The following is a 16,274-nucleotide window of genomic DNA, read 5'->3' as shown; positions in this document are numbered from 1 at the left end:
ATCAACAACCCCAGATCATCACTCGACCCACGAGACTTCGACGACAGAGTCGTCAGAACCTGCGCCCCCATGTCGAACTTCATTCGATCCCCCTGTCAACCGCATGAACACATGTTTCGTCATGCCTATCAATTCGGCAGGGGCGGAAGCAATCGAATCCCGGGGCTGTGGGCGGGCTGTGACAGAGCAGACAGCGGTCCGTTATGCGCAATCCGGGCCGGATGTGCGGTACTTGGCCGGGGGCCACCGGGGCTCTGCTTGCTCCCGATCTGCGACAGAATGCCGTTTGGCACAAGCCGTGTCGCCGCCGGCCAGTATTCACATCCGCGCCTGCTGCACAACCCTCTTCCGTCCGCACCGTGTGTGCGGATCGCGCGACGACTCATGGAGTGCAGATTGACCACGACATTCCGCTCCCGCATCACCGCCCGGATCGGGCGCACCTATCTGTCCAGGATCCAGAAGTACGGAATCGGTTCCTCCACGATCAGGCTGCTGCCCGACGATCTACTGATGATGCTGCGCAGGGACGGCCTGGATCCGGTGGACAAACTGGCCAGGACCCGGGCGAAGAGGCCGGTGTCCAAGGTGTCGTTGCCGTTCGGTATGGATGCCTGGGTGGTCAGCGGGTACGAGGAGTCGAAGGCCGTCCTCGGCTCGGCCGACGGGTTCAGCACGGACTTCGCCCACCTCGCGACGAACGCCGGAGTGGCGGCCGAGCAGAGCCCCGGCGGGCTCGGGTTCAACGACCCTCCCGTGCACACCCGCCTGCGCCGCATCCTCACCCCGGAGTTCACGATGCGGCGCCTGCGGCGCCTGACGCCCCGGATCGACGCCATCATCGAGGAGCGCCTGGACGCGATGGAGGCCGCGAGCGGCCCGGTCGACCTGGTGCAGGGGTTCGCGCTGCCGATCCCCTCCCTCACGATCTGCGAACTGCTCGGTGTGCCGTACGAGGACCGTCACGACTTCCAGAAACTGGCCATGGACCGGTTCGACCTCTTCGGCGGGACGACCGCTCCGTTCGGCGCGATGTCGGAGTCGCTGGAGTACTTCAGGGGCGTCGTCGAGGCGCAGCGGAAGAACCCGGGCGACGGCCTGCTCGGCATGATCGTGCGGGAGCACGGTGACAGCGTCGACGACGAGGAACTCGCGGGCCTCGCCGACGGGGTGCTCACCGGCGGGTTCGAGACGACCGCCAGCACGATCGCCCTCGGCTCCCTCGTACTGCTCCGGGACCGGGACGTCTTCGACCGAATACGGACGGACGACGCCGTGACCGCACCCTTCGTCGAGGAGGCGCTGCGCTACCTGTCCGCCGTGCAGATAGCCTTCCCCCGGTTCGCCCGCCGGGACATGGAGATAGGCGGCGTGACCATTCCCCGGGGGGACATGGTGCTCTGCTCGCTGAGCGGCGCCAACCGCGACGCGTCGTACGTCGAGGACGACGGGCGCTTCGACCTGGACCGGGTCCCCTCCGCGAGCCACCTCGCCTTCGGCCACGGCATCCACCGCTGTGTGGGCGCCGAACTGGCCCGCATGGAACTGCGCGCGGCCTATCCGGCCCTGGTGCGGCGGTTCCCCGAAATGAGGCTCGCCGTCCCGCCGCAGGACCTGTCCTTCCGCAAGCTGTCGATCGTCTACGGCATCGAATCGCTGCCGGTGCACCTGCGCTGAGGCGGCGGGGCCGGGGTGATGCGGGCGGAGGGGCGGCGCGGTCGGCCCCGCCCCCCGTGGCAGGCCCCCGGCCGGGAGCGGCCGTTCAGCACTCGATGATGTTCACCGCGAGCCCGCCCCGGGCGGTCTCCTTGTACTTCACGCTCATGTCCGCGCCCGTCTCCTTCATGGTCTTGATGACCTTGTCGAGGGAGACCTTGTGGCTGCCGTCGCCGCGCAGCGCCATCTTCGCCGCCGTGACGGCCTTGACCGCGGCCATGCCGTTGCGCTCGATGCAGGGGATCTGGACGAGACCGCCGACCGGGTCGCAGGTCAGGCCGAGGTTGTGCTCCATGCCGATCTCGGCGGCGTTCTCGACCTGCTCGGGGGTGCCGCCGAGGACCTCGGCGAGGGCGCCCGCGGCCATGGAGCAGGCGGAGCCGACCTCGCCCTGGCAGCCGACCTCGGCGCCGGAGATCGAGGCGTTCTCCTTGAAGAGCATGCCGATGGCTCCGGCGGCGAGGAGGAAGCGGACGACACCGTCCTCCTTCTCCGCCTCGGTGGCGCCGCCGGCCGCGAAGTTCATGTAGTAGTGCAGCACCGCCGGGATGATGCCCGCGGCGCCGTTGGTCGGCGCGGTGACGACCCGGCCGCCCGCCGCGTTCTCCTCGTTGACCGCCATCGCGTAGAGGGTGATCCACTCCATCGCGTGGGCCTGCGGGTCGCCCTCGGCGCGCAGCTGGCGGGCGGTGGTCGAGGCGCGGCGGCGGACCTTGAGGCCGCCGGGCAGGATGCCCTCGCGGGACATGCCGCGCGAGACGCAGGCCTGCATGACGCGCCAGATGTCCAGCAGACCCGCGCGGATCTCGTCCTCGGTGCGCCAGGCCTTCTCGTTCTCCAGCATCAGCGAGGAGATGGACAGGCCGGTGTCCCGGGAGAGCCGCAGCAGCTCGTCACCGGTGCGGAAGGGGTGCTTCAGGACGGTGTCGTCGAGCACGATCCGGTCCTCGCCCACCGCGTCCTCGTCGACGACGAAGCCGCCGCCGACCGAGTAGTACGTCTTGTGCAGCAGGGTCTCGCCGTCGTGGCCGAAGGCGGCGACCGTCATGCCGTTGGCGTGGTACGGCAGGGCCTTGCGGCGGTGCAGGACCAGCTGCTCGTCGGCGTCGAAGTCGATCTCGTGCATGCCGAGGAGGTTGATCCGGCCGGTGGCGCGGATGTGTTCCACCCGCTCGTCGGCACTCTCCACGTCCACGGTGCGGGGCGACTCGCCCTCCAGGCCGAGCAGGACGGCCTTGGGGGTGCCGTGGCCGTGCCCGGTCGCCCCGAGCGAACCGTAGAGCTCGGCCCGTATCGAGACGGTGTGGGCGATCAGGCCGTCGTTCTTCAGCCGGCGCGCGAACATGCGGGCGGCGCGCATCGGGCCGACCGTATGGGAGCTGGACGGGCCGATGCCGATCGAGAACAGGTCGAAGACCGAGATGGCCACGGGTGACTCCTCAGGGTTGGTAGACGTCGTTGTCTGCCGGGTGGTGCGGTTACGGGCCGGGCGGCCCGGAGGGCGGGGCATGGGGCGGGGCACCGCGCTCACAGTTCAGTGTGCGCGATGCCCCGTCCCGGTGTGTTACCAGAACCTGTCCGGACTACTTCAGGCCGGGGTACAGCGGGAACTTCTCGGCCAGCGCGACGACGCGGGCCTTCAGCGCGTCCGCGTCGTAGGACGGCTTGAGCGCGGCGGCGATGATCTCCGCGACCTCGGTGAAGTCCTCGGCCCCGAAACCGCGGGTGGCCAGGGCCGGCGTGCCGATCCGCAGACCCGAGGTGACCATCGGGGGCCGCGGGTCGTTCGGGATGGCGTTCCGGTTGACGGTGATGCCGAGCTCGTGCAGGCGGTCCTCGGCCTGCTGGCCGTCCAGCTCGGAGTCGCGCAGGTCGACGAGGACCAGGTGCACGTCCGTGCCGCCGGACAGCACGGAGACGCCCACCTCGGTGACGTCCGGCTGCACCAGACGCTCGGCGAGGATGCGGGCGCCCTCCAGGGTGCGCTGCTGGCGCTCCTTGAACTCCTCGGACGCCGCGACCTTGAAGGAGACCGCCTTGGCGGCGATCACGTGCTCCAGCGGGCCGCCCTGCTGGCCGGGGAAGACCGCGGAGTTGATCTTCTTGGCGAGCTCCTGCGTGGACAGGATGACGCCACCGCGCGGACCGCCGAGGGTCTTGTGCGTGGTGGTGGTGACGACGTGGGCGTGCGGCACCGGGTTGGGGTGCAGCCCCGCGGCCACCAGGCCGGCGAAGTGCGCCATGTCGACCATCAGGTACGCGCCGACCTCGTCCGCGATCCGGCGGAACGCGGCGAAGTCCAGCTGACGGGGGTACGCGGACCAGCCGGCGACGATCAGCTTCGGCTTGGACTCCTTGGCCAGCCGCTCGACCTCGGCCATGTCCACGACGCCGGTCTCGTCGACGTGGTACGGGACCACGTTGTAGAGCTTGCCGGAGAAGTTGATCTTCATGCCGTGGGTCAGGTGACCACCGTGGGCCAGGTTCAGGCCCATGATCGTGTCGCCCGGCTTCAGCAGCGCGAACATCGCGGCGGCGTTGGCCTGCGCACCGGAGTGCGGCTGGACGTTCGCCGCCTCCGCGCCGAACAGCGCCTTGATCCGGTCGATGGCGATCTGCTCGACGACGTCGACGTGCTCGCAGCCGCCGTAGTAGCGGCGGCCGGGGTAGCCCTCGGCGTACTTGTTGGTGAGGACGGAGCCCTGGGCCTCCATGACCGCGACCGGAGCGAAGTTCTCCGAGGCGATCATCTCGAGGGTGGACTGCTGTCGGTGGAGCTCGGCGTCGACGGCGGCGGCGACGTCCGGGTCCAGCTCGTGGAGGGAGGAGTTGAGAAGCGACATCAGATGGTCCCTTGGGGTCTCTTAGTTGCCGGAGAACTCGGTGTACTCGTCGGCGGAGAGCAGGTCCTCCGGCTCCGCCGCGACGCGCACCTTGAACAGCCAGCCGCCCTCGAAGGGGGCGGAGTTCACCAGCGACGGGTCGTCCACGACGTCCTGGTTCGCCTCGGTGACCTCACCGGTCACCGGCGAGTACAGGTCGCTGACCGACTTGGTCGACTCCAGCTCGCCGCAGGTCTCGCCCGCGGTCACCGTGTCACCGACCGCGGGGAGCTGGGCGTAGACGACGTCGCCGAGCGCGTTGGCGGCGAACTCGGTGATGCCGATCGTGGCCACACCGTCCTCGACGGCCGACAGCCACTCGTGCTCCTTGCTGTAACGCAGCTGCTGGGGGTTGCTCATGACCTGAATTCTCCTGTACGCGGGGGAGTGCTGATGAACGGTGGTCTTAAGGCGTGAGACGCGAATGCGTCACTTTTCGGGAGGTGCGGGCGTCACTTCTGGCGCTTGTAGAACGGCAGCGCCACGACCTCGTACGGCTCGTGGGCGCCCCGGATGTCCACTCCGACGCCAGTGGTGCCGGGAGTGGCGTGCGCGGCGTCCACGTACGCGATGGCGATCGGCTTGCCGAGGGTGGGCGACGGGGCGCCCGAGGTGACCTCGCCGACCACCTGGCCGTCGGCGACGACGGGATAGCCCGCGCGCGGCACCCGGCGGCCCTCGGCGATCAGCCCGACCAGCTTGCGCGGCGGGGCGGTCTCGGCGCGCTCGGCGGCGGCCTCGAGGGCCTTGCGGCCGACGAAGTCGCCCTCCTTCTCGAACTTCACGACCCGGCCGAGACCGGCGTCGAACGGGGTCAGCGCCGTGGTCAGCTCGTGCCCGTACAGCGGCATGCCGGCCTCCAGGCGCAGCGTGTCGCGGCAGGACAGCCCGCACGGGACCAGGCCGTGCGAGGCGCCGGCCTCGGTCAGCGCCCGCCACAGCTGCTCGGCGTGCTCGGGGGCGACGAACAGTTCGAAGCCGTCCTCGCCGGTGTAGCCGGTACGGGCGATCAGTGCGGGGACACCGGCGACGGTGCCGGGCAGACCGGCGTAGTACTTCAGGTTGTCCAGGTCGGCATCGGTGACGGAGGCCAGGATGGCGGGGGACTCCGGACCCTGGACGGCGAGCAGCGCGTACGCGTCGCGGTCGTCGCGCACCTGGGCGTCGAAGCCCTCGGCCCGCTCGGTCAGCGCGTCCAGCACGATCTGGGCGTTGCCGGCGTTGGCGACCACCAGGTACTCGGTCTCGCCGAGCCGGTAGACGATCAGGTCGTCCAGGATGCCGCCGTCCTCGGCGCAGATCATCGTGTAGCGGGCGCGGCCCGTGGCGACGGTGCCGATGTTGCCGACCAGCGCGAAGTTCAGGAAGGCCGCGGCCCCGGGGCCGGTGACGGTGATCTCGCCCATGTGCGACAGGTCGAAGAGACCGGCCCGGGTGCGGACCGCGTTGTGCTCGTCGCGTTCGCTGCCGTAGCGCAGGGGCATGTCCCAGCCCGCGAAATCGGTCATGGTCGCACCCAGCGAGCGGTGCAGGGCGTCGAGGGCGGTGAGACGGGGGGCGGTGCTCATGGATGTGACTCCCGGGGCATGACGACGAGGACGATCCCTCCCCATCTGTCATCGGAACCTGAGAGGTTCGCCGGGAGCCCCTGAAAGGGGTCGGCTTGCACCTTGGGTGGAGCCGCAGAACGGCCCGCTTTTCAGATCTGCCTCACCCGCGCGGTACGGGGCCTGAGAGATTCAAGGGAGGAACTTGCTCCTTCGGCGCCCGGCACACGCGGTGGCCGGAACTCTCCCGCGCGGATTCAAACGGCCTTTATGCAGTTGGCCGGGTCATCATCGCACGCATCGGGCCGGAGTGGGGCGTCGGTCCCCTCACAGGATTCGACGGCGGGGACAGTTGTGCCGCATTACCTTTTCTTTACACTTCAGGGGCATACGTGGGGTGACCCGTACAGGGGGAGGGTGATGACGTTGCGGCGATACGCGACGACCGCGGGCCTCGCGCACGGAGCGATGCCCGCACAGCCGGGGGCCCCGGCCAGGGAGGTGCTCGGCCCGTGCGCGCCCGTCGTGCGGGACCTGCGGGAGCGGGCGGGGCGCGGCCCGCGTGCCCTGGACTTCGCGCCGGGCGACGTGGTGGTGGTCTCCGGGCTGCCGGGCAGCGGCAAGTCGACGCTCATCCGGCGGGCGGTGACGGCGGCGCACACGATCGACTCGCAGGACACCCGCGACCGCTGGGCGCGGAGGGTGCCCCGCTTATTCCCGTACGCCCTCTACCGTCCGCTCGTCCGCGCCGCCCACTACTGGGGACTGCGACGGGTGCTGCGCTCGGGGGAGTCCGTCGTCGTCCACGACTGCGGGACCCAGTCGTGGGTGCGCGGCTGGCTGGCCCGGGACGCCCGGCGCCGGGGCCGCGGCCTGCACCTCGTGCTGCTCGACGTCACGCCGCAGACGGCGAAGGAGGGCCAGCGGGAGCGCGGACGCGGGGTGTCCGGCTACGCGTTCGCCCGGCACCGCAGAGCCGTGGGCCGGCTGCTGCGGGCCGCCGAGGCCGGCCTGCTGCCGCCCGGCTGCGCCTCGGCGGTGCTGCTGGACCGGGAGGCGGCGGGAAGGCTGGACCGGATCGGGTTCATGGAGCCCGGGAGCTGAGCGGGCGAGGGAGCCGGAGAGGCCGGGGGAGCCGAGAGGGCGGGGGCGGGGCGGCCGGGAGAGCCGAGGAGGCGGGGGCGGGCGCCGTCGGGCCGGACGGCCGGTCGGCCGGGCGTTCGAGAGGGCGGGGCGGTCGCGGCGGCGGGCGTTAACCTTCTGCCGGAAGGCTCGGGCAAGAAGGGGAAGCAGTGGACATTCCGGCGCAGGTCCAGTCCCATCCGCAGGGCGGATGGCCGGCCAACGAGCTCGAAGAGGTGCTGATGGCCTCGGTGGGCAGCCCGGAGGCGGGCGGACGGCTCGTCGAGGTGCTCGGTCGCAACCAGGTCTGGGTGCCCCTGCCCAACGGCGGCGGACCCGACTCCCCGGCCCTCGACCTGCCGACGGTGGAGATCGACGGCGCTCCGTACGTCCCCGTGTTCAGCTCCGAGCAGCAGTTCCTCGCCTGCGCCGGCGCCCACATGTCCTTCACCGTCGCGCCCGCCCGCGACTTCGCCCGCGGACTGCCCCCGCAGCTCGGCATCGCCGTGAACCCGGGCGGTGCGGTCGGGATGCCGCTGCCGCCGCCCGCCGTGGCAGAGCTCTGCCGGGCCGGACGCACCCCGCTGGACGGCCCGGCCAGCGGCGGCAGGGTCCGGCTGTACGAGCCGGACTGGCAGGAGGAGCCCGTCGACTTCCTCGCCGCGGCGGCCGGCGAGTTCGAGGAGAGCGGCGTCGTGCTCACCGCGCGCCGGGCCCTGGCCAGCATCGAGGGCGAGGACCCCGTCCTGTTCATCGGCGTCGAGTTCTCCACCTGGGACGGCGCGGGCCGCAACGCCCCGATGGACGCCCTCGGCCGTGCCCTCGGCCGGGTCGAGGTACCCTGGCCGGTCAATCTCGTCCTGCTCGACGTGGCACAGGATCCGGTGGGCGACTGGATGCGGGAGAAGATCCGGCCGTTCTACCAGCGGACGGACCGGTAGCGCCCGTCGCGGCACGGGCCGGCGGCCCCGGACCGGACCGTCCGGCTCCGGTCCGTGGTGTCAAGCCGGTGTCAGGACCGGCGCATAAGCTGGTTTCATGGCTGGTGCCCCGGCACCGTGCCATGCCCGTGTGCCCGGGGCTCGGTGGGCCGACACAGTGGAGTCGAAGAGGGGCGGGACCAGGTGAGTGCGTCAGGCACCGCGGCGGCTGGGCAGGTCGAGCACATGCTGCGCCAAGTGACGCCCGGTCGCTACGACGCGTACGAGGCGCTGCTGCAGGCCCTCGCGAACGACCGGGTCTGGATGCTCCTGTGGCACGGTGCACCGGGCTCGCCCGACGCGCAGTACGGGAACATGGAGGTCGACGGCCTCGGCTACGCCCCCTGTGTGACCTCCGCGCAGGAGCTCTCGGTCAGTGGCTGGAACCGCGCCCACGAGGTGGTCACCGGCCTCGACATCGCCCGCGCCCTCTTCCCGGACCGCTGGGGCATCTGGCTCAACCCGCACTCCCCGGGCGGCGGTGTCGGCATCCCCTGGCTGGACCTGCGCCGCATCGCCACCGGCCTCGACCGGATGCCCGCGGGCCCGCTCCGGCTCACCGAGCCGGCCATCGAGATCCCGCAGTTCTACGCCCAGCTCGCGCAGAACGCCCACCACACCTCCGCGATCCGCTCGCTGCGCCGCGCCTGGGTGCAGCCCGCGCTCGGCGTCCCGTACCTCGCCATCGGCCTCGACCTCTACGACACCAGCCGCCCCTCGGTCGACGCGGTGCGCGCGATGATGCAGCAGTCGATCGCCGCGGTCCCGGACGGCCTGCCCGTCTCCACCGTCGCGATGTCCGACGAGTACGACCCGGTCGCGATGTGGCTGCGCGCCAACGCCCGGCCGTTCTACGACCGCGAGGCCCACGCTCCGGCCGCCCCCGCCGCGGGCTACGGCTACCCGCCCCAGCGCGCCTACTGACCCCGCCCGCCGCGAGCCCGTGACCCCGCGCGCCCGCGGCCCTGGTCCCTGACCGCGGTCCTTGGCCCGGCCCCGGCCCTGGGTCCCTGACCCGGCCCTGGCTTCCACCCGTGGTTCCCGACCCGGCCCGCCCGTGGTCCTGCCCGGCCAGCTCGCCGCCCTGACCCGGTCCGTGTTTTCCGGTTCGACAGGCAGTCGCCGCACCCCTCCCCATGCGCCCGATATTCCCGTGATGTAACCATGTGTACTCAATCACCGGGATGTGCGGGCGAGTTCGTGACTTCCCGTGCCATATCGCCCTGCATGTCCGGTATTTGACCCGCTGGTCATGTCTGGACATGGCTGGTGACGATAGCTGCGCCAATTCGCCCGCATGCCCCGTTCTGGTTCAACTGGCCCGTGTTCGGCGGGCGTTCACATCCGTCCGGATAACGGAACACCCCAGACCGCATCACGGTTAGGCATCCATTCGCCTGTCGGTCTGGCTACCTGTAGTGACGGCAATGAAGACTCCCGCAGCAAGGGCGTCTTGCCGCCTCTGCGTACGACTGACTGATCGCGCCGCCACAGCGGCCAGGTTCGGCCCGGCCACCGCCGGTTGAGAGGGGTCCTTGCCACGATGACGGCACCACTGCACGAGCCGACCACGGAAGCGGATCCGATCGCGGCCGACGGTCCCGCAGTCGACTCCGGGGCGAAGAAGGTCGAGGGACGGTCCCTCAAGCAGATCGCCTGGAACCGCCTGAAGCAGGACAAGGTCGCGCTGGCGGGCGGAATCACCGTGCTCCTCCTGGTCGTGGTGGCGGTCTTCGCGCCGCTGATCGTGAGCCTGCTCGGACATCCGCCGAACGAGTTCCACCAGGAGAAGCTCGACCCGCTGACCAACCTCCCGATGGGCAGTCTCGGCGGGGTGAGCGGCGACTTCCTGTTCGGCGTCGAGCCCAACAAGGGGCGCGACGTCTTCAGCCGGATCGTCTACGGCGCCCGGATCTCGCTGCTCGTGGCGTTCCTGGCGGCCCTGGTCGCCGTCGCCCTCGGCACGCTCTTCGGGATCATCGCCGGTTACTTCGGCGGCTGGGTGGACGCGGCGATCAGCCGGGTCATGGACGTGCTGCTGTCCTTCCCGCAGCTCCTCTTCATCATCTCCCTGGTCTCGGTCCTCCCCGACGACCTGCTCGGGCTGACCGGCAGCGGCGTGCGCATCGCCGTCCTCGTCGCCGTCATCGGCTTCTTCGGCTGGCCGTACGTGGGACGCATCGTCCGGGGCCAGACGCTCTCGCTGCGCGAACGCGAGTACGTCGAAGCGGCGCGCAGCCTCGGCGGGGGGCGGGTGCACATCCTCTTCCGCGAACTGCTGCCCAACCTGGTGGCGCCGATCACCGTCTACGCGACGCTCATGATTCCCACCAACATCCTCACCGAAGCGGCGCTCAGCTTCCTCGGTGCCGGTGTCCGGCCGCCCACCGCCTCCTGGGGCGGAATGCTGCGGGATGCCCTGGAGACGTACGAGCACGACCCGATGTTCATGGTCTTCCCCGGTGTGACGATCTTCATCACCGTGCTGGCCTTCAACCTCTTCGGGGACGGGCTGCGCGACGCCCTGGACCCCAAGGGGACCCGATAACCCACGACTTGCCCCTGCCGCATCGTCAGGTGGCTTTTCCCATGGTTCTCCGGCAAGCAACGGCCTGGGACCGCGATCTCGGAGGTTGCGAGAAAATGTCCACAGTTACCTCGAAACGACGGCTCACCGCTGGTGCGGCCCTCGTGGTCGCGGCGCTGATGACCACCACGGCGTGCGGCGGCGGCGACGACGGCGAGAGCGGCGGCAAGTCGAAGGGCGCCGGCTTCAACGCGGCGTTCAACAAGGTCGCCAACCCGTCCACCAAGAAGGGCGGAACGCTCAAGTTCGTCGGCAAGCAGGACCTCGACTCCGCCGACCCCCAGCGTGCCTACTACGGCATGGCCTGGGACTTCATGCGCTTCTACACCCGCCAGCTGGTCACCTACGACGCCAAGCCGGGTCAGGCGTCCACCAAGCTGGTCGGCGACCTCGCCACCGGTCCCGGTGAGATCTCGGACGGCGGCAAGACCTACACGTACAAGCTGCGTGACGGTCTGACCTGGGAGGACGGCTCCAAGCTGACCTCCAAGGACGTCAAGTACGGCATCGAGCGCATCTGGGCGACGGACACCATCACCGGTGGCCCGCAGTACCTGATGCAGACGCTGGACCCCAAGGGCGAGTACAAGGGCCCCTACAAGGACAAGTCCCCGGACAAGCTCGGCCTCAAGGCGATCGAGACCCCGGACGACAACACCATCATCTTCAAGCTGCCCAAGCCCAACGGTGACTTCGAGCAGTTCCTCGCCATGCCGTCCGGCTCGCCCGTGAAGGCGGACAAGGACACCGGCGCGAAGTACACCCAGCGCCCGTTCTCCAACGGCCCGTACAAGTTCGAGACGTACAAGCCGGGCAAGAACATCGTGCTCGTCCGCAACGACAAGTGGCAGAAGTCCTCGGACCCGGTTCGTGCCGCGCTCCCGGACAAGATCACCGTCACGATCTCCGCCAACCTGGAGGAGAACGACAAGAAGCTGATGGAGGGCGACTACGACGTCGACCTCAACGGCACCGGCATGACCCAGTCCGGCCGCGTCACCGCCGTCCAGAAGCACCGGGACAGCGTCGACAACATGCAGACGTCCTTCGTCCGCTACGTGGCGCTCGTCCACACGGCCAAGCCGTTCGACGACGTCCACTGCCGCAAGGCCGTCTTCTACGCCACGGACTTCGCCGGTCTCCAGCAGACCCGCGGTGGCGAGATCGCCGGTGGCGCGATCGCCAACAGCACCCTGCCGGTCTCCATCAAGGGCCACAGCGACTACGACCCGTACGGCGTCCTCGCCCGCAAGGGCAAGCCGGACCTGGCCAAGGCCAAGGACGAGCTGAAGCAGTGCGGCCAGCCGAACGGCTTCACCACCAAGCTCACCGCCCGCAACAACAACCCGGGTGAGGTCGACACCGCCGAGGCGCTCCAGGAGCAGCTCGGCAAGGTCGGCATCAAGGTCGAGGTCGACCCGATCGACGGCGCCGAGGCGTCCAGCATCACCGGCTCGCCGTCCGTCGTGAAGAAGCGCGGCTACGGCATGACGATGAGCGGCTGGGGCCCGGACTTCCCGTCCGGCCAGGGCTTCGGCCAGCCGCTGTGGGACAGCCGCTTCCTCGCGGACACCGGCAACTACAACGAGTCGCAGCTGAACGACCCGAAGATCGACGGGCTGTTCGACAAGGCGATCGCGGAGACCGACCCGGTCAAGGCCGGTGAGATCTACAAGGAGCTCGACAAGCGGATCCTCGACCAGGCCGACTGGATGCCCTTCATCTACGAGAAGAACATCACCTGGCGCGGCAGCCGTCTGACGAACGCCTACATGTCCGACGCCTACAACGGCCGCTACGACTACGTCTCGCTCGGCGTCGTCAAGTAATCGCTGTAGCCAACAGCATTTGCAGTCAACCCGGTTGACTGTTCCACTGCCGCCGAAACCCGCCAGTCCGAAGGGCAGGTGATGGCCGGGGCGGTGGCCGGGAGCCCCCACAAGGGGTTCCCGGCCACCGTCGGGCCGCACACAGTGCTTGCTTATCTCATCCGGCGCCTGTTCGCCGTAGTCATCATGGTGCTCGTCGTACTGCTCGCGACCTTCACCATCTTCTTCATGCTGCCCAAGTGGGCGGGCCAGGACGTAGCAGTCCTCTTCGCCGGCAAGGCCACGGGTGTCGAGCAGCTCCAGGGCATCCGGGTCAAACTGGGTCTCGACGAGCCCCTTCTCGTCCAGTTCTGGGACTTCGTCAAGGGCATCCCGATGGGACGCGACTACGCGAACGGTGCCGACGTCACCCACTGCGCCGCGCCCTGCTTCGGGTACTCCTTCCGCACGGAGGTCCCGGTCTGGACCACCCTCAAGGACGCCCTGCCCGTCACCGGGGGCCTCGCCGCCGGTGCCTGTGTCCTGTGGCTCCTCGGTGGCGTCGCCACCGGTGTGGTGTCCGCGCTCCGCCGCGGCACCATCTGGGACCGCGCCGCGATGACCACGGCCCTGGCCGGCGTCTCGCTGCCGATCTTCTTCACCGGCATGGTCGCGATGGGCCTGTTCGTGCACAACTTCGGCTGGGTGAAGATCGCCGACAACCTCTCCACGGACGACAGCATCGGCACCTGGTTCCAGACCCTGATCCTGCCGTGGATCGTGCTCGCGTTCCTGAACGCCGCGATGTACGCCCGCCTCACCAGGGCCACCATGCTCGAAGTGCTCGGCGAGGACTACATCCGCACCGCCCGCGCCAAGGGCCTGGGCGAGGGCACCGTCATCACCCGGCACGCGCTGCGTTCCGCGATGACGCCGATCCTCACCGTCTTCGGCCTCGACATCGGCGTGCTCCTCGGTGGCGCCGTCCTCACCGAGTCCACGTTCAACCTGCCGGGGCTCGGGCTCGCGGCGGTCCAGGCCATCAGCAACAAGGACCTGCCGGTGATCCTCGGCGTCACCCTGTTCGCGGCTCTCGCGATCGCCGTCGCCAACCTCCTCGTCGACATTCTGTACGCCGTCATCGACCCGCGAGTGAGGCTGGGATGACCGAACTGCACAAGAGCGGTGCCGCGCTGGGCGAACCCACCCGGACCGGATCGCCCGCTCCCTCCGCCTTCCTCGAAGTGCGCGACCTCAAGGTGCACTTCCCGACCGACGACGGACTGGTCAAGTCCGTCGACGGGCTCAGCTTCCAGCTGGAGAAGGGCAAGACCCTCGGCATCGTCGGGGAGTCCGGCTCCGGGAAGTCCGTCACCTCGCTGGGCATCATGGGCCTGCACACCGCCGGCCAGTACGGCAAGCGCAAGGCGCAGGTCTCCGGCGAGATCTGGCTGGACGGCAGGGAACTGCTGACGGCCGACCCCGACGAGGTGCGCAAGCTGCGCGGCCGCGACATGGCCATGATCTTCCAGGACCCGCTGTCCGCGTTGCACCCGTACTACACGATCGGCAAGCAGATCGTGGAGGCGTACCGGGTCCATCACGACGTGGACAAGAAGACCGCCCGCAAGCGGGCGGTGGAGATGCTCGACCGGGTCGGCATCCCGCAGCCCGACAAGCGCGTCGACAGCTACCCGCACGAGTTCTCCGGCGGCATGCGCCAGCGCGCGATGATCGCCATGTCGCTGGTCAACAACCCCGAGCTGCTGATCGCCGACGAGCCGACGACCGCACTGGACGTGACCGTCCAGGCGCAGATCCTCGACCTGATCCGGGACCTGCAGAAGGAGTTCGGCTCCGCCGTCATCATCATCACCCACGACCTGGGCGTCGTGGCCGAGCTCGCCGACGACATCCTCGTGATGTACGGCGGGCGCTGCGTCGAGCGCGGACCGGCCGAGAAGGTGTTCTACGAGCCCCGGCACCCCTACACCTGGGGTCTGCTGGGCTCGATGCCGCGCCTCGACCGAGACCAGACCGACCGGCTCATCCCGGTCAAGGGTTCCCCGCCGTCGCTCATCAACATCCCGTCGGGCTGCGCCTTCAACCCGCGCTGCCCGTACGCGGACGTGCCCAAGGACGACGTCACCCGCACCGTACGGCCCGAGCTGCAGGAGGTCGGCAGCCGGCACTGGGCGGCCTGCCACATGTCGCAGGAGCAGCGGGAGCGTATCTGGACCGAAGAGATTGCGCCCAAGCTGTGAGCGAGGAAAAGGCCGTGACGAGCGAGGACAAGGGCGTGGACGTTCCGGCGCAGAGGTCTGCCGGGGAGGGGACGCCGGCCGGGGACGCCGCCTCCCGCGAGGTGCTGCTCAAGGTGACCGGCCTGCAGAAGCACTTCCCCCTCAAGAAGGGGATGCTGCAGCGCACCACCGGTGCCGTGAAGGCCGTCGACGGGATCGACTTCGAGGTGCACTCGGGCGAGACCCTGGGCGTCGTCGGTGAGTCCGGCTGCGGCAAGTCGACGATGGGGCGGCTGATCACCCGGCTGCTCGAACCCACCGCGGGGAAGATCGAGTTCGAGGGGAGGGACATCACGCACCTCGGTGTCAGCGGCATGCGCCCGATGCGCCGGGACATGCAGATGATCTTCCAGGACCCGTACTCCTCGCTGAACCCCCGGCACACGATCGGCACGATCGTGGGTGCCCCCTTCAAGCTCCAGGGCGTCACGCCCGAGGGCGGCGTCAAGAAGGAGGTGCAGCGGCTGCTGGAGGTGGTGGGCCTCAACCCCGAGCACTACAACCGCTACCCGCACGAGTTCTCCGGCGGCCAGCGCCAGCGCATCGGGATCGCCCGCGCGCTCGCGCTCAAGCCGAAGCTGGTCGTGGCGGACGAGCCGGTCTCGGCGCTGGACGTCTCGATCCAGGCCCAGGTGGTGAACCTGCTCGACGACCTCCAGCGCGAGCTGGGCCTCACGTACGTGATCATCGCCCACGACCTGTCGGTCGTCCGGCACGTCTCGGACCGGATCGCGGTGATGTACCTCGGCAAGGTCGTGGAGCTGGCCGACCGCGAGTCGCTCTACAAGGCGCCGATGCACCCGTACACCAAGGCGCTGCTCTCGGCGGTTCCGATCCCGGACCCCAAGCGGCGGTCGGCCAAGAGCGAGCGCATCCTGCTCAAGGGCGACGTGCCGTCGCCGATCTCACCGCCCAGCGGCTGCCGTTTCCACACCCGGTGCTGGAAGGCCACGGAGGTCTGCAAGACGCAGGAACCCCCGCTGGCCGCGCTGAAGACCGGACACCAGGTGGCCTGCCACCACCCGGAGAACGCGCCCGACCAGGTGCCCGGCGAGGCGGTGACGGCCCAGGCGCGCGAGGCGATCGAGATCGTCGACGTGCGCAAGCCGGAGGCCGTCGCGGCGGAGGAGGCCGAGGCGGCGGACGGGACCGCGGCGGCGGGCGAGGCCGGAGCGGAGGAGCCCGGGGCCGAGGTCGCAGGGGTCGTGGCGGAGAAGCCGGAGGCCGCGGCGGCGGAGGGAGCCGGGACCGGGGACACCGCGGCGGACGGCGGTACCGCGTCGTCCGATGTGCCGGAGGACAGCCCCAAGGAGTAGTACCGGCACAATT

General features: G+C 69.8%; 13 protein-coding genes and 1 riboswitch. Of the genes, 9 read left to right on the top strand and 4 right to left on the bottom strand.

All coding sequences use genetic code 11. The features are described from left to right. The first annotated feature begins 384 nt into the window (after positions 1-384). Positions 385-1,677, top strand: a complete 1,293-nt coding sequence (locus ACWCXX_RS23025) for a cytochrome P450 (RefSeq protein WP_451130052.1) — start codon at positions 385-387, stop codon at positions 1,675-1,677. 85 nt (positions 1,678-1,762) lie between these two features. Here the strand turns inward: ACWCXX_RS23025 and ACWCXX_RS23020 are convergent, their stop codons facing one another. From ACWCXX_RS23020 to gcvT, 4 genes are all read right to left on the bottom strand, one after another. Then, on the bottom strand, positions 1,763-3,145 hold the full coding sequence (locus ACWCXX_RS23020; RefSeq protein ID WP_451130050.1) for an L-serine ammonia-lyase: 1,383 nt from the start codon (positions 3,143-3,145) through the stop codon (positions 1,763-1,765). 154 nt (positions 3,146-3,299) lie between these two features. Continuing rightward, entirely contained in the window at positions 3,300-4,559 is a 1,260-nt protein-coding gene (gene glyA / locus ACWCXX_RS23015; protein WP_451130048.1) for a serine hydroxymethyltransferase, read from the bottom strand. A gap of 21 nt (positions 4,560-4,580) precedes the next feature. Further along, entirely contained in the window at positions 4,581-4,958 is a 378-nt protein-coding gene (gcvH, locus tag ACWCXX_RS23010) for a glycine cleavage system protein GcvH (RefSeq protein WP_451130046.1), read from the bottom strand. Positions 4,959-5,050: 92 nt separating this feature from the next. Beyond that, positions 5,051-6,166 (bottom strand): glycine cleavage system aminomethyltransferase GcvT, encoded by a 1,116-nt coding sequence (gcvT, locus tag ACWCXX_RS23005; protein WP_451130044.1) that lies wholly within the window; start codon positions 6,164-6,166, stop codon positions 5,051-5,053. A 141-nt stretch (positions 6,167-6,307) separates the two neighbouring features. Beyond that, positions 6,308-6,405, bottom strand: a riboswitch (glycine riboswitch). A 160-nt stretch (positions 6,406-6,565) separates the two neighbouring features. Between gcvT and ACWCXX_RS23000 the strand changes: the two genes are divergently transcribed. The 8 genes from ACWCXX_RS23000 (at position 6,566) to ACWCXX_RS22965 (ending at position 16,261) form a co-directional block, all read left to right on the top strand. Further along, positions 6,566-7,249, top strand: a complete 684-nt coding sequence (locus ACWCXX_RS23000) for an AAA family ATPase (RefSeq protein ID WP_451130042.1) — start codon at positions 6,566-6,568, stop codon at positions 7,247-7,249. Between the two features lie 188 nt (positions 7,250-7,437). After that, positions 7,438-8,208 carry an enhanced serine sensitivity protein SseB gene (locus tag ACWCXX_RS22995; protein WP_451130040.1) on the top strand — a complete coding sequence of 257 codons (771 nt, stop codon included), beginning with the start codon at positions 7,438-7,440 and terminating at the stop codon, positions 8,206-8,208. 183 nt (positions 8,209-8,391) lie between these two features. After that, complete coding sequence (locus ACWCXX_RS22990) at positions 8,392-9,171, top strand: enhanced serine sensitivity protein SseB C-terminal domain-containing protein (protein ID WP_451130038.1); 780 nt, start codon at positions 8,392-8,394, stop codon at positions 9,169-9,171. A gap of 619 nt (positions 9,172-9,790) precedes the next feature. Further along, positions 9,791-10,795: an ABC transporter permease gene (locus tag ACWCXX_RS22985; RefSeq protein ID WP_451130035.1), complete on the top strand. Its 1,005-nt coding sequence runs from the start codon at positions 9,791-9,793 to the stop codon at positions 10,793-10,795. A gap of 95 nt (positions 10,796-10,890) precedes the next feature. Continuing rightward, positions 10,891-12,663 (top strand): ABC transporter substrate-binding protein, encoded by a 1,773-nt coding sequence (locus ACWCXX_RS22980; protein WP_451130033.1) that lies wholly within the window; start codon positions 10,891-10,893, stop codon positions 12,661-12,663. Between the two features lie 144 nt (positions 12,664-12,807). Beyond that, entirely contained in the window at positions 12,808-13,809 is a 1,002-nt protein-coding gene (locus ACWCXX_RS22975) for an ABC transporter permease (protein WP_389000152.1), read from the top strand. Continuing rightward, a complete protein-coding gene (locus tag ACWCXX_RS22970) occupies positions 13,806-14,906 on the top strand; it encodes an ABC transporter ATP-binding protein (protein WP_451130031.1) in 1,101 nt (366 codons plus the stop codon). The genes ACWCXX_RS22975 and ACWCXX_RS22970 overlap by 4 nt, the downstream gene beginning before the upstream one ends. A gap of 35 nt (positions 14,907-14,941) precedes the next feature. Next, complete coding sequence (locus ACWCXX_RS22965; RefSeq protein WP_451130064.1) at positions 14,942-16,261, top strand: ABC transporter ATP-binding protein; 1,320 nt, start codon at positions 14,942-14,944, stop codon at positions 16,259-16,261. Positions 16,262-16,274 lie beyond the last annotated feature (13 nt).

Source organism: Streptomyces sp. NPDC001732 (assembly GCF_053596315.1).
The sequence above is the reverse complement of the archived record's forward strand: the minus strand, read 5'-3'. Positions and strand labels throughout refer to the sequence as shown.